Annotated in this window: 10 protein-coding genes, 7 tRNA genes and 1 pseudogene; 10 read left to right on the top strand and 8 right to left on the bottom strand. The window is 42.5% G+C overall.

Going from position 1 to position 13,115, the window contains the following annotated elements; translation table 11 throughout:
• Positions 1–95: pseudogene (locus tag ACGF5R_RS22545) on the top strand (IS982 family transposase); the annotation flags it as partial.
• A gap of 115 nt (positions 96–210) precedes the next feature.
• Here the strand turns inward: ACGF5R_RS22545 and crr are convergent.
• The 5 genes from crr to cysZ form a co-directional block, all read right to left on the bottom strand.
• On the bottom strand, positions 211–720 hold the full coding sequence (gene crr / locus ACGF5R_RS22540; RefSeq protein WP_112876232.1) for a PTS glucose transporter subunit IIA: 510 nt from the start codon (positions 718–720) through the stop codon (positions 211–213).
• A gap of 48 nt (positions 721–768) precedes the next feature.
• On the bottom strand, positions 769–2,496 hold the full coding sequence (gene ptsI / locus ACGF5R_RS22535) for a phosphoenolpyruvate-protein phosphotransferase PtsI (protein WP_112876231.1): 1,728 nt from the start codon (positions 2,494–2,496) through the stop codon (positions 769–771).
• Between the two features lie 172 nt (positions 2,497–2,668).
• A complete protein-coding gene (gene ptsH / locus ACGF5R_RS22530) occupies positions 2,669–2,926 on the bottom strand; it encodes a phosphocarrier protein Hpr (RefSeq protein WP_021323875.1) in 258 nt (85 codons plus the stop codon).
• A gap of 546 nt (positions 2,927–3,472) precedes the next feature.
• Entirely contained in the window at positions 3,473–4,426 is a 954-nt protein-coding gene (cysK, locus tag ACGF5R_RS22525) for a cysteine synthase A (RefSeq protein ID WP_112876230.1), read from the bottom strand.
• Positions 4,427–4,540: 114 nt separating this feature from the next.
• On the bottom strand, positions 4,541–5,311 hold the full coding sequence (gene cysZ / locus ACGF5R_RS22520; protein WP_387692820.1) for a sulfate transporter CysZ: 771 nt from the start codon (positions 5,309–5,311) through the stop codon (positions 4,541–4,543).
• 220 nt (positions 5,312–5,531) lie between these two features.
• Here cysZ and zipA point away from each other — a divergent pair, with 220 nt between their 5' ends.
• The 4 genes from zipA to ACGF5R_RS22500 all read left to right on the top strand — a co-directional run bounded on the left by zipA (position 5,532) and on the right by ACGF5R_RS22500 (position 10,242).
• Positions 5,532–6,443 carry a cell division protein ZipA gene (gene zipA, locus ACGF5R_RS22515; RefSeq protein ID WP_262981256.1) on the top strand — a complete coding sequence of 304 codons (912 nt, stop codon included), beginning with the start codon at positions 5,532–5,534 and terminating at the stop codon, positions 6,441–6,443.
• A 61-nt stretch (positions 6,444–6,504) separates the two neighbouring features.
• Entirely contained in the window at positions 6,505–8,523 is a 2,019-nt protein-coding gene (ligA, locus tag ACGF5R_RS22510) for an NAD-dependent DNA ligase LigA (RefSeq protein ID WP_387692818.1), read from the top strand.
• Between the two features lie 235 nt (positions 8,524–8,758).
• Positions 8,759–9,943 (top strand): NupC/NupG family nucleoside CNT transporter, encoded by a 1,185-nt coding sequence (locus ACGF5R_RS22505; protein WP_112876226.1) that lies wholly within the window; start codon positions 8,759–8,761, stop codon positions 9,941–9,943.
• Positions 9,944–10,026: 83 nt separating this feature from the next.
• Positions 10,027–10,242, top strand: a complete 216-nt coding sequence (locus tag ACGF5R_RS22500) for a DUF3820 family protein (RefSeq protein WP_011145708.1) — start codon at positions 10,027–10,029, stop codon at positions 10,240–10,242.
• Positions 10,243–10,337: 95 nt separating this feature from the next.
• Here the strand turns inward: ACGF5R_RS22500 and ACGF5R_RS22495 are convergent.
• The 3 genes from ACGF5R_RS22495 to gltX form a co-directional block, all read right to left on the bottom strand.
• Positions 10,338–10,413, bottom strand: a tRNA-Ala gene (locus ACGF5R_RS22495).
• Positions 10,414–10,470: 57 nt separating this feature from the next.
• A tRNA-Ala gene (locus ACGF5R_RS22490) sits at positions 10,471–10,546 on the bottom strand.
• Positions 10,547–10,796: 250 nt separating this feature from the next.
• Entirely contained in the window at positions 10,797–12,215 is a 1,419-nt protein-coding gene (gene gltX, locus ACGF5R_RS22485) for a glutamate--tRNA ligase (protein ID WP_387692816.1), read from the bottom strand.
• A 270-nt stretch (positions 12,216–12,485) separates the two neighbouring features.
• Here gltX and ACGF5R_RS22480 point away from each other — a divergent pair.
• The 5 genes from ACGF5R_RS22480 to ACGF5R_RS22460 all read left to right on the top strand — a co-directional run bounded on the left by ACGF5R_RS22480 (position 12,486) and on the right by ACGF5R_RS22460 (position 13,022).
• A tRNA-Val gene (locus tag ACGF5R_RS22480) sits at positions 12,486–12,561 on the top strand.
• Positions 12,562–12,591: 30 nt separating this feature from the next.
• Positions 12,592–12,667: transfer RNA gene (locus ACGF5R_RS22475), tRNA-Val, on the top strand.
• A gap of 45 nt (positions 12,668–12,712) precedes the next feature.
• Positions 12,713–12,788 (top strand) — tRNA-Val (locus ACGF5R_RS22470).
• 43 nt (positions 12,789–12,831) lie between these two features.
• Positions 12,832–12,907: transfer RNA gene (locus ACGF5R_RS22465), tRNA-Lys, on the top strand.
• A 39-nt stretch (positions 12,908–12,946) separates the two neighbouring features.
• Positions 12,947–13,022: transfer RNA gene (locus tag ACGF5R_RS22460), tRNA-Lys, on the top strand.
• Positions 13,023–13,115: the final 93 nt, after the last annotated feature.

Genomic DNA, 13,115 nt, shown 5'->3' with positions numbered 1-13,115 from the left:
CCGTTTTAGGCGGTTTGATTGCTTATTGCCTTAAATGGAAGAAGCCATCACTGAAAGTTTTCTATTCGGAAGACGATTTTTCAGTGACGGCTTAAACAGAATTCGGGTTAAATAGAAAACGATGTAAATTGAAAATAAGGGATAAAAAAACAGCCGCGATTGTCGGCCGTTTTTTAATATGAAAATGGTATTGTAACAGTTAAAGTGTTGCTACTTTTTAATACGCATAATGGGTGTTTCACCAACAGTGACAGAACCACTCAACTTGAATAACTCTTTAATCTCATCCATGTTGGAAATAACAACAGGTGTCAGGGTCGATTTTGCTCTCTCTTCAAGGAATTTAAGATCGAATTCCAAAACTAAATCACCTTTTTGTACACGCTGACCTTCTTCAGCAATACGTTTAAAGCCTTCGCCTTTAAGCTCAACCGTATCAATACCAAAATGGACAAATAGCTCAATACCGCTGTCCGATTCGATAGAAAATGCATGGTTGGTTTCAAATATTTTACCGATTGTTCCATCAACTGGTGCAACTATCTTGTTGCCGGCGGGTTTTATAGCGATACCATCGCCGACAATTTTCTCGGCGAAGACAACATCTGGAACATCTTCAATATTGACAATCTCACCAGATAAAGGCGCGATAATTTCAATAGTGCCGCTGTTTTTTTTATCATCTGAAACTAGAGATTTCAGTTTATCAAACAGACCCATGAATCTTCTCCTAATTGTTTATACTGGACCGCGTTTTAACCGATATTGTTAGCAAAGTGTTTTTTCTTTGATGAAGGTATCAACCAATTCTATCAACCCCTTAGCGGTAGACTGAGAAAGGGCTTGCTCAGCTAGCGCTTTTGCATCTTCGTAACGAGTATTACGAATGATTTTCTTGATGCGGGGAATAGAAATCGCACTCATACTAAACTCATCCAGCCCCATGCCTAATAGCAACAAGGTAGCACGTTCATCACCTGCAAGCTCGCCACACATCCCCGTCCATTTACCTTCAGCGTGTGAAGCATCGATGGTTTGCTTAATCAGGCTCAATACTGCTGGTAGCATCGGGTTATAAAGATGAGAAATCAACTCGTTACCGCGGTCTACAGCAAGAGTATACTGAGTTAGATCGTTTGTCCCAATACTGAAAAAGTCAACTTCTTTTGCCAGGTGATGAGCAATAACTGCTGAAGCTGGTGTTTCTATCATCACACCCACTTCGATTGCTTCATCGAATTTTTTACCTTCTTCGCGAAGCTGGCCTTTCAGCAATTCAAGTTCTACTTTCAGTTCCTGTACTTCTTCTACAGAAATAATCATTGGGAACATAATACGTAATTTACCGAAAGCAGATGCACGTAAGATAGCACGTAACTGAGAATGTAAGATCTCTTTTCGATCAAGGCAAATACGAATTGCACGCCAACCAAGGAATGGGTTCTCTTCTTTCGGTAGATTCATATAGGGCAGATTTTTATCACCACCGATATCCATCGTACGTATAATAACCGCCTGGCTGCCTATTGCCTCGGCAACGGCTTTATAAGCTTGGAACTGTTCTTCTTCTGTTGGCAGTGCATCACGATCCATAAACAGAAATTCTGTACGGTATAAACCGACACCTTCGGCACCATTGCGTTCAGCGCCGATCACATCACGGACGGTACCGATATTGGCACAGACTTCAACCTGATGACCATCAAGAGTCATTGCCGGGAGATCTTTCAACTTTGCAAGTTCAGCTTTTTCTGACAGATATTCGTTTTTGGTCTTTTTAAGCTGTTCAATTTCTGCATCAGACGGGTTGATGTAAATATGGTTATTTACTGCGTCCAGGATTAGGTAATCACCATTCTGGATTGTCGCCGTCGCCTGGGTGGTACCCACGATCGCGGGCAGTTCAAGAGAGCGGGCCATGATTGACGTGTGAGAAGTTCGACCACCTAAATCGGTAATAAAACCGAGTACTTTTTCCAGATTGAGTTGTGCGGTTTCAGATGGAGTCAGGTCGTTGGCAACCAGAATGACTTCCTCTGAAATTGAGCCAAGATCAACAATGGGCATACCCAGAATGTTTTTCAGCAAGCGTTTACCGATATCACGTACGTCTGTGGCACGTTCTTTCAGGTATTCATCATCTAATTCTTCAAGGGCTTGGGCTTGGGTTTCAATAACGGAGTAGACCGCAGCATCCGCAGTTTTGAAATCGTTTTTGATTAACGTAATAATTTCTTGCTCAAGTTCTTCATCTTCCAATAGCATGATATGCCCTTCGAAGATTTCAGCTTTTTCTTCTCCGAGGTTTTTTGCTGCTATATTCTTGATAATTTCTAGCTGAGATGAGGCTTTTTCACGACCTTGCTTGAAATGGAAAATTTCTTGTTCGACTTGCTCTTGGCTGATTTTTTTCTGATTGATAATGATTGTGTCTTCTTTCAGTAATAGTGCCTTACCGAAAGCAATGCCTGGTGATACTAATATGCCTGAAATCATGATGTTACCTAACTACTAATAATTATTCTTTAAAGAGCCAGCCCGCAGATGGTTTGCTGTTTTAGGACATGCATTTAAACTGATATCCCCAGATAAAAGTTTATCCGGGGATGAGGAACGGCTAAGTGAATACCTGTTTATATCTTGGCTGGCTTTGCGGTTTAATGGAAAGTTATTCCAGTTCTGCCATCAACTTAACCAGATGCTCGATTGCTTTTTGCTCATCTTCACCTTCAGCAGAAATGGTCACTACAGTGCCTTGAGTGAGTCCCAAAGTTTGTAACTTAAACAGGCTTTTAGCACTGGCAGTTTTACCACCGGAAGTCAGTGTAATGTCGGAGGAGAAACTTTTGGCTTCTTTAACAAACTGTGCAGCGGGACGGGTGTGTAGGCCATTTGGCGCAGTAATAGTGACTTCTTGCTGGAACATAACGTTTCCTCAATAACTTAGATTTTTGCTATGTAAGTTAAGAACTTGTAATGGACAAATTTTAACTTGAGTGTTTATTCACTGCCTATCCCATTTAAGACGATTTTATTTACTTAAAGAACGAACTGAGTAATGTTCGGGTAAAAGCAATAATAGCTCTTGAACGTTCTTTAGTACGACTCGTAAGTTCCGGGTCATTGTGCTGTATTCACTTTTACGGGTAAGAATGAACAGCACTAACTACGTCTACTGAGATAGACTCTCAGGTTGATAATGTAATAAAAATTTTTATTCATTATCAAAAAAATTGTTCTTTCCGATGCTTCTAATTGATAGTTTGAAGTAAAGATAGATCGCGGAACTACTTAACTGAAACTACTACTCCTGTTAATTAATTTCGAGCATCGAAATAATTATTATTGGTTAAATACTAGACCCATTGTAAGAAATCATCTAGCAAAGTGTAAAAATTTGATCTACCACACAGAAAAAGCACCATTTAGGTGCTTTTTTATCAATAAATCTAAGTAAGTTACTTAAAAACTTTTATTCATCAGACAAGTCAGTAAACAGTACACTGCTTAAATAGCGTTCACCTGATGAAGCCAGAATAACGACGATATTTTTGTCTTTATATTCTGGTTCCTGAGAAAGCTTCACTGCTGCTGCAACGGTAGCACCCGAGGAAATACCTACCAGAATGCCTTCTTTCACCATGATTTCACGTGCGGTTTTGATCGCTTCCTCACTGCTGATTTTGAAAACGCGATCAACCAGTGTCAAATCAAGGTTATCTGGAATGAAACCTGCACCAATACCTTGAATCTTATGGGGACCCGGTTTCACTTCTTCACCGGCCAGAGTCTGGCTGATGACGGGTGATTCTTCAGGTTCTACGGCAACCGAGGTGATATTTTTACCTTTGGTGTTTTTCAGGTAACGGGTGACACCTGTTAATGTACCGCCAGTCCCTACACCGGTAACAAATACATCCACTTCACCGTCTGTGTCTTCCCAGATTTCCGGGCCTGTGGTTTTTTCATGGATTTCTGGGTTTGCCGGATTGCTAAATTGTTGCAGGATAATATAGCGGTCGGGATCGCTGTCTTTGATTTCATTGGCTTTCTCAATGGCACCTTTCATACCTTTAGCGCCTTCCGTCAGCACCAGTTGCGCACCTAATGCTTTCAATAGCTTGCGGCGTTCAATACTCATGGTTTCTGGCATGGTCAGCGTTAATTTGTAGCCCCGAGCGGCGGCAACATAAGCAAGGGCGATCCCGGTATTACCGCTGGTAGGTTCTACCAACTCTTTCCCTGGTTGTAGGATACCGCGTTTTTCAGCATCCCAAATCATATTGGAACCAATGCGACATTTTACACTAAAACTTGGGTTACGGGATTCTACTTTTACCAGAATACGCCCATTGCCAAAGTGTTTTAGGCGAATTAACGGGGTACGACCAATAGTCAAAGAATTATCTTCGTAAATTTTACTCATACTCGTCTTTCAACTCCCTTTAGTGATATCCGGTCAACAATACGCCAACAACCGGTTAATGGAAATATAACTTAAATATATTTTTATTGTCTAAAAGAATAACTTAAATGAATATCACGGCATAATACGAGGAGCGTGTTGATCTCTATAGCGATCAACCCACATTGCTGTCGCTGCACATACGGCAATAGGCATAATCACCAAATTGACAATGGGTATCATGGTTAAAATACTCACTGTTGCGCCAAATTGCAGATTAATTATTTTGTTTTGGCGAAGGACCCTACGCATTGTTGGAAAACTGACTTTGTGGTTATCAAAGGGGTAATCACAATACTGAATTGATAGCATCCAGGCACTGAAAATAAACCAAAGCACAGGTGCAACAGTCTGTCCGATAATAGGAATAAAATAGAGTAGCAATAAGACCATAGAGCGTGGAATATAGTAGCACAGCTTGGCTAATTCCCGTTTCAGGATACGTGGAACATCTTTGAAAAGTGCTATAACGCCGGTATCCGGTGCGGGGGTTCCTGTTAAATCCGCTTCCAGTTTTTCTGCCAGCAAACCATTGAATGGCGCTGCGATAAAATTCGCTATGGTGCTGAAAAAGTAAGTAAAAATCAGCAAAACAGAGAGCACGGCCAGCGGCCATAAAATATAACTGAGCCACTGCATCCAATCCGGTATTTTGCTCACTATCCAATGGATCCAGTTCTCCAGTTTCTGATAGAACCACCAAAATGAACCGCCGAGAAACAAAATATTTGCCAACAAAGGCAATAGAACAAATCTTTTAATGCCTGAACGGGTAATTAATTTGCAACCTTGCATCAAATACTGAAAGCCGCTCAAATTTTTTGGCGATTTTGTCAAATTCAGCATACTTCCTATTCTCTCTTGTGTGATTGAAACGCTATCATATAGGCAGGATTTTCGACTGACTAGTATTGTTCTGTATAAAAAAAATGCAAAAGAGGCTTATTAGGCATTTTTCTGATAAGAAAAGTGTGTATAAGCTTGCACTTGTGTTATTTGACAAATACAGTTAATACAGAAAATATTCCGCCGTGGTGGCATACTTAATTAAACAACAGAGATAGCAATGATGCAGGATTTGCGTCTGATATTAATCATTGTTGGTGCGATAGCAATAATAGCTTTGCTGTTACATGGGTTGTGGACCAGCCGTAAAGAGCGTTCTTCGCTTTTTCGTAATCGCCCAGTTAAACGTCATAAACATGATCGTCAGAATAGTTTCGTCGATGACAGTGACGATGAAGCGTTCGACAATCAGCAAAAGCCTTATGCCCATAAGCAGGTGAAATCTCATCAGGAGTATAACGCTGAGTCAGCTATCGAACGCCGTCAGCAAAAGTTGACTGAAATTGATGCTGCAACGCCTGAAGAAAGCGATGATCCATTGCTGGCGAGCCGTCAGCCTGAAACGACAGCGAGAAAAGCCGTCGTAGAAGAGCAGGAACCCCAGCTCGGTCTGTTTGAATTTGAAGGGCAGAATGAGTCTGAAAGAAACGGATCTGTGATTGAAGGAAAATCTCAGGAAGCAGCTGGCGAAAAAGAAGCTCAGACTAAAGTGAAAGAAATTGTTTTGGTTCTTCACGTAGCAGCACACCACGGTCAGGAATTGAATGGTGAATCCTTGCTGCAAAGTATTCTACAATCTGGCTTCCAGTTTGGGGAAATGCAGATTTTTCATCGTCACGTGAACCCATCAGGTAGTGGCCCGGTCCTGTTTAGTCTGGCAAATATGGTGAAACCGGGTTCATTTAATCCTGAAACAATGGTTGATTTTACGACTCCAGGGGTTTCCATATTTATGGTGGTCCCTTCTTACGGAGAATCTAATCAGAATTTTAAACTGATGTTGCAGGCGGCCCAGCGTATTGCTTCTGATGTTGGGGGTGTGGTGCTTGACGATGAGCGAAAAATGCTGACACCGCAAAAAATCGAATTGTATAAGGCACGTATTCGCAGCACACTTGGTGTTCAGGTATAATCAATTTATCGAATGTTCAAGCCCCCGCCAGTCGGGGGCTTTTTATCGCTGGTTATAAATCATGAAATCAACTGCTCAACAAATAGAAAAGCTCAGAACAACACTGCGTCATCATGAATATCTGTATCACGTCATGGATGCACCAGAGATCCCTGATGCAGAATATGATCGGTTAATGCAGGAATTGGAGGATCTTGAAGAACAATACCCTGAGTTGATTACATCGGATTCACCAACGCAGCGGATTGGAGCTGCTCCTCTGACGGCTTTTGAACAAGTCCGCCATGAAATTCCTATGTTGTCACTGGATAACGTATTTGATGAAGAGAGTTATCTGGCGTTTGATAAGCGGGTACGTGACCGCCTGAAAGAAACTCAGGATTTAGAAGTGTGCTGTGAGCTGAAACTGGATGGTTTGGCTGTCAGCCTGTTGTATGAAAATGGTGAGTTGGTACGGGCTGCAACCCGTGGTGATGGTACAACAGGGGAAAATATTACATCAAATATACGGACTATCGGCGCAATTCCACTGCGTCTATTCGGCGAAAATATTCCAACTCGTATTGAAATTCGCGGTGAAGTTTTCATGCCGCAAAAAGGGTTTGAGAAACTGAATGAGGAAGCTCGCCGCACGGGTGCAAAAGTATTTGCTAACCCACGTAATGCGGCGGCTGGCTCTCTACGTCAGCTCGATCCTCGTATTACGGCCAAACGCCCATTGGCTTTCTTCTGTTATGGTGTTGGTATATTGGAGGGGGGCGAGTTACCAGCCAGTCACTACGAGCGATTGATACAGTTTAAGAAATGGGGATTGCCGGTCAGCGATAAAGTTAAAGTTTGTACCGATAGTCAACAGGTTATTGATTTTTATCATGATATTGTAAACCAGCGTTCCGCATTGGGGTTTGATATCGATGGTGTTGTTGTCAAAATCAATTCGCTGGAATTACAGGAAACATTAGGCTTTGTTGCCCGTGCGCCCCGTTGGGCCACGGCATTCAAATTTCCTGCACAGGAGCAAATGACGATTGTTCGTGATGTTGAGTTTCAGGTTGGTCGTACTGGCGCAATCACACCGGTAGCACGTCTGGAGCCAGTGCAGGTCTCTGGTGTAATTGTCAGTAATGCAACATTGCACAATGCGGATGAGATTGAACGTTTAGGTTTGCGGATTGGCGATACGGTTATTATCCGCCGTGCTGGTGATGTGATTCCACAAGTTGTCGGTGTTTTGGAAGAGAGAAGGCCACAGGACAGTAATGAAGTTGTTTTCCCTGAACATTGCCCGGTATGTGGGGCAGATATTGAAAGGATTGAAGGGGAAGCTGTCGCGCGTTGTACGGGGGGATTGGTGTGTGGTGCTCAGCGTAAAGAAGCGCTTAGACATTTTGTTTCCCGTCGGGCGATGGATGTTGACGGCATGGGAGAAAAGATTATCGATCAGCTAGTGGATAAAGAGTATGTCAAAACCCCGGCAGATCTTTTCAGGCTGACGGCGGGCAAGTTGACTGGGCTTGATCGTATGGGGCCGAAATCTGCCCAGAATGTAGTAGATGCGTTGGAAAAAGCAAAAAGAACCACCTTTGCCCGTTTCCTTTATGCATTGGGTATCCGTGAAGTTGGGGAAGCGACCGCTGCTAATCTGGCTGCTCACTTTGGCGAACTGGATAAATTACGTTCCGCTGATGAGGAAGCATTGAAAGAGGTTCAGGATGTTGGCGAAGTGGTGGCGAAACATGTCGTTAACTTCTTCATTGAACCTCATAACCAAACAGTCATTGACGATCTGATTGATAATATCGGTATCAATTGGGAACCGGTTGTCGTAACGAAAGCTGAGAAGATTGACAGCCCATTTTCGGGCAAAACAGTTGTGTTGACAGGTTCATTGCATCAGTTATCTAGGGATGAAGCCAAAGCTAAACTTGTTGCACTTGGGGCAAAAGTGACAGGTAGCGTTTCTAAGAAAACAGATTTGGTGATTGCGGGTGAAGCCGCCGGTTCAAAGTTAGCTAAAGCTAGTGAGTTGAATATTCCGATTATTGATGAAGAAGAAATGATCCGTTTATTGGGTGAATAATTTTTTGTTTACATACTGATTATTGAGAGTTTTGCTCAATAATCAGCTATGCGCGATTAAGGTGTTTTAAAATCTGGCTTTGTACGATTCAGCTAAAAATGTGATCGGACACATTAAGTAAAGATTTACAGTAAGAATTATTTCAGTTTAATGTGATACTTATCCTCATTTACTCACCTTTTATTACATAGAATGCATTTATAAAAACTCGCTTTCTATCGTGTTTGGAGTAGATATGTCTCAAATCTTGCATTTCTTTTTAGCTTTAATTGTCATTGGCGGCCTTGCTATTTTGGCGAGTAGTGACCGTAAAAGTATTCGGCCTCGCTATGTTATTCAATTGCTTGTTATTGAACTTATCTTGGCTTGGTTTTTCCTGAATTCTGGTATTGGTCAGGAATTTGTCATGGGATTTGCTGGTTTGTTTGAGCATTTACTGAAATATGCGGGTGAAGGGACTGAATTCATTTTTGGCGGCATGATGGATGCAAAACTGGCATTCTTCTTTCTGAATGTATTGTGTCCGATTATCTTTATTTCCGCGTTGATTGGTATTTTGCAGCATATCAAACTATTGCCAATCATCATCCGGGTTATTGGTACCCTGCTGTCTAAAGTCAACGGCATGGGGAAACTGGAATCATTTAACGCAGTCAGCTCTCTGATACTTGGGCAGTCTGAAAACTTCATTGCTTATAAAGATGTATTGGGAAAAATGTCTGAGCGTCGCATGTACACGATGGCGGCGACGGCAATGTCAACGGTTTCTATGTCAATCGTTGGTGCTTACATGACAATTTTAGCGCCTAAATATGTTGTAGCAGCATTGGTGCTTAATATGTTTAGTACCTTTATCATCCTATCACTGATTAATCCGTATGCTGTTGACAGTGAAGAAGATATTCAGATGAGCAATCTTCACGAAGGCCAAAGTTTTTTCGAAATGCTAGGTGAATATATTTTGGCGGGTTTCAAGGTGGCCCTCATTGTCGCAGCTATGTTGATTGGTTTCATTGCCCTGATTGCGGCTGTTAATGCGTTGTTCAGCATGGTGTTTGAAAAGAGCTTCCAGGAAATGCTCGGTTACGTGTTTTATCCATTTGCTTGGGTGGTAGGGATCCCCACAGATGAAGCATTGAAGGTTGGTAGTGTCATGGCAACCAAATTAGTTGCTAACGAATTTGTGGCAATGCACAGCTTACAATCCATTGCGACAGAACTTTCTCCTCGTTCACAGGGTATTTTGTCGGTATTCTTGGTTTCTTTTGCTAACTTCTCTTCCATTGGGATTGTGGCAGGTGCGATTAAAGGCTTGAATGAGAAACAGGGTAATGTCGTTTCCCGCTTTGGTTTGAAACTACTGTTTGGTTCAACGCTTGTCAGTTTCTTGTCTGCGGCTATTGCAGGTTTGGTACTGTAAAAGATAACGTTTTATCATGGAATGTTGCATCATGGATGATGCAATTTCCCTTTCACCTATTTCTCCTTATAGACGTACAAATTATGGAAAAAGAGAACCTGATAGAAATTGCTAATACTGCAATGCCGTTCGGTAAATACAAAGGGCGTATGCTCATTGACTTACCGGAAGAGTATTTATTGTGGTTTGCTCGTAAGGGTGAATTTCCACAAGGTAAATTGGGTGCGCTGATGGAGATGACTTTAGCAATAAAACTAGAGGGACTAGATTCGTTGGTGAAGCCATTGAAAAAAGGTTAGCTAAGGTTGGCGTTTGTTTTTTAATCGATAATGGCGGTTAGACATGGTAATAACCAAAAGGCCCTGAAGGCATAGCTTTCAGGGCCTGATAATTTTGGTGGAGCTAAGCGGGATCGAACCGCTGACCTCTTGCATGCCATGCAAGCGCTCTCCCAGCTGAGCTATAGCCCCACGAGCGTGGTATTTCCTAATTTTAGTGCCAAATACCTTATTACAATATAAAGGATTTGGTGGAGCTAAGCGGGATCGAACCGCTGACCTCTTGCATGCCATGCAAGCGCTCTCCCAGCTGAGCTATAGCCCCAATCAAAATTAATGGAACGGGGCGCATAATATGAAACCTTGCAAATACTGTCAACGGCTAACTTATCATTCTCACAACAAGCGTTGAAAAAGACATCAACTTTATAATCAATTAGCAAAATAGAGACTGAGCAATGGGTTGAAGTAAAATAGAAGGTGCTTGGGAAAGTGGTAAAAAGGTAGCAATTAAATGAGATTTTCTGAAAATAAAAAGGCATCACATGTGATAAGTGATGCCTTGGGTGCATTAATTAGGATTGAGTTTCACGTTGAGCAATGAATTCCAGCGCTTGATTGATACGGGATAAAATACGGGTTTGCCCGATAGCGTGAATAGTGACATCCACACCTGGGGATTGACCTGCACCGGTAGCCGCAACCCGCAATGGCATACCGACTTTACCCATACCGACTTCTAGCTCATCAGCGGTGGATTGAATGGCATGGTGCACATTTTCTGGTGTCCAATCAGTAATTGAAGCCAGCTTTGCATGGACAACTTCAAGAGGCTGACGGGCAACTGGGCGCAAATGTTTCTTCGCCGCATCGGCATCAAATTCAGCAAAATCTTCATAAAAATAGCGGCAGGATTCCGCCATCTCTTTCAGAGTCTTACAACGTTCGCCCAGTAATTTAATTAGATCAACCAACTGTGGACCATGACGGGTATCAATACCTTGTTGCTCAATATGCCATGCTAGATGGACGGCAACTTTCTCTGGCGGTAGGGTATTAATATAGTGATGGTTCAACCATTGCAATTTTTCGGTATTGAATGCACTGGCGGATTTATTGATGGCATCCAGGCTGAACAGCTCAGTCATTTCTTCAATGCTGAAAATTTCTTGATCGCCGTGCGACCAACCCAAACGAACCAGATAATTCAGCAGTGCTTCTGGCAGATAGCCATCATCACGGTATTGCATAACGCTCACTGCACCGTGACGTTTGGATAATTTTTTACCGTCATCACCTAGAATCATCGAAACGTGTGCATATTCTGGCACGGGAGCGCCTAGTGCTTTCAGGATATTGATTTGGCGAGGCGTATTATTGATATGGTCTTCACCGCGGATGACATGGGTGATCTCCATATCCCAGTCATCGATAACAACACAGAAATTATACGTTGGTGAGCCATCGGTACGACGGATAATCAGATCATCAAGTTCCTGATTACTGAACTCGATGGGGCCTCGGATACGATCATTAAAAACAACAGAACCTTCCTGTGGATTGCGGAAACGGACGACATGGGGTTGATCTGGGTTATGTTGACATAGATTATCACGGCAACGGCCGTCATAACGCGGTTTCTCGCCATTTGCCATTTGAGTTTCCCGCAGTTCTTCCAGACGCACTTTAGAACAATAGCAGCGATAGGCACTCCCTTGTTCTAGCATTTGATCAATTGCCTGATGATAACGATCAAAACGTTTCGTCTGATAATAAGGGCCTTCATCCCAATTCAGATTTAACCAGTTCATACCGTCCATAATGGCATTGATAGCTTCCTGAGTTGAGCGTTCAAGGTCAGTATCTTCGATACGCAATACAAATTCGCCTTTGTTATGGCGGCTATATAACCAGGAATAAAGTGCGGTACGAGCACCGCCAACATGAAGATAGCCAGTTGGGCTTGGTGCGAAACGGGTTTTAATTTTACTCATCGGGGATTGCCTTAATTACGTTTCACTTTTCAATGAACGTTATTGGTGATTTAAAGTAATAAAAGTGGGGGTCATTTTATCACTGCACCTTAATTCCTCAATGCTGTTAACGGGAAGTTGTTGAGGAAAGTCAGTGTACTTGTCTAAACTGTACCCTATAGTGATGATAATTATCTCACCCTTGTTTAATTTTGAGACGAACGATATTTTTCTCTAGAAAAAGCGTTGACTCACTCTGAACTATCCCTATAATGCGACTCCATCACGACGGGGCGATTAGCTCAGTTGGTAGAGCATCTCCCTTACAAGGAGGGGGTCATCAGTTCGAATCTGGTATCGCCCACCATCTCGTTGTGATAAAAATGATTTTATGATTGGGCGATTAGCTCAGTTGGTAGAGCATCTCCCTTACAAGGAGGGGGTCATCAGTTCGAATCTGGTATCGCCCACCAATCATAAATTCAGTGGTATAGAAGCGGTAATAGTCATCATGAAGTGGGCGATTAGCTCAGTTGGTAGAGCATCTCCCTTACAAGGAGGGGGTCATCAGTTCGAATCTGGTATCGCCCACCACTTCATTAAGATTGTTTCAGGCGGTATCACATATCTTTGGTGTGGGTCGTTAGCTCAGTCGGTAGAGCAGTTGACTTTTAATCAATTGGTCGCAGGTTCGAATCCTGCACGACCCACCACTCCAAAAGGCACAATTAGAGTAATCTAATCATACAGATGGGTCGTTAGCTCAGTCGGTAGAGCAGTTGACTTTTAATCAATTGGTCGCAGGTTCGAATCCTGCACGACCCACCATCTCGAAAGACACAATCAGAATAATCTAATCATACAGATGGGTCGTTAGCTCAGTCGGTAGAGTAGTTGACTTTTAATCAACTGGTTGCAGGC

It is taken from the genome of Photorhabdus sp. RM71S, from assembly GCF_042879355.1.
Lineage (GTDB): Bacteria > Pseudomonadota > Gammaproteobacteria > Enterobacterales > Enterobacteriaceae > Photorhabdus > Photorhabdus kayaii.
Note: the sequence above shows the minus strand (reverse complement) of the source record. Positions and strands in the feature narration are given on the sequence as shown.

What these genes read in the sequence shown, in the direction of transcription:
- ptsH (WP_021323875.1), bottom strand. Translation starts at nt 2,926, where the DNA reads ATGTTCCAGCAAGAAGTCACTATTACTGCGCCAAATGGCCTACACACC.
- ACGF5R_RS22500 (WP_011145708.1), top strand. Translation starts at nt 10,027, where the DNA reads ATGGAAAAAGAGAACCTGATAGAAATTGCTAATACTGCAATGCCGTTC.
- ACGF5R_RS22505 (WP_112876226.1), top strand. Translation starts at nt 8,759, where the DNA reads ATGTCTCAAATCTTGCATTTCTTTTTAGCTTTAATTGTCATTGGCGGC.
- cysZ (WP_387692820.1), bottom strand. Translation starts at nt 5,311, where the DNA reads ATGCTGAATTTGACAAAATCGCCAAAAAATTTGAGCGGCTTTCAGTAT.
- crr (WP_112876232.1), bottom strand. Translation starts at nt 720, where the DNA reads ATGGGTCTGTTTGATAAACTGAAATCTCTAGTTTCAGATGATAAAAAA.
- cysK (WP_112876230.1), bottom strand. Translation starts at nt 4,426, where the DNA reads ATGAGTAAAATTTACGAAGATAATTCTTTGACTATTGGTCGTACCCCG.
- zipA (WP_262981256.1), top strand. Translation starts at nt 5,532, where the DNA reads ATGATGCAGGATTTGCGTCTGATATTAATCATTGTTGGTGCGATAGCA.
- gltX (WP_387692816.1), bottom strand. Translation starts at nt 12,215, where the DNA reads ATGAGTAAAATTAAAACCCGTTTCGCACCAAGCCCAACTGGCTATCTT.
- ligA (WP_387692818.1), top strand. Translation starts at nt 6,505, where the DNA reads ATGAAATCAACTGCTCAACAAATAGAAAAGCTCAGAACAACACTGCGT.
- ptsI (WP_112876231.1), bottom strand. Translation starts at nt 2,496, where the DNA reads ATGATTTCAGGCATATTAGTATCACCAGGCATTGCTTTCGGTAAGGCA.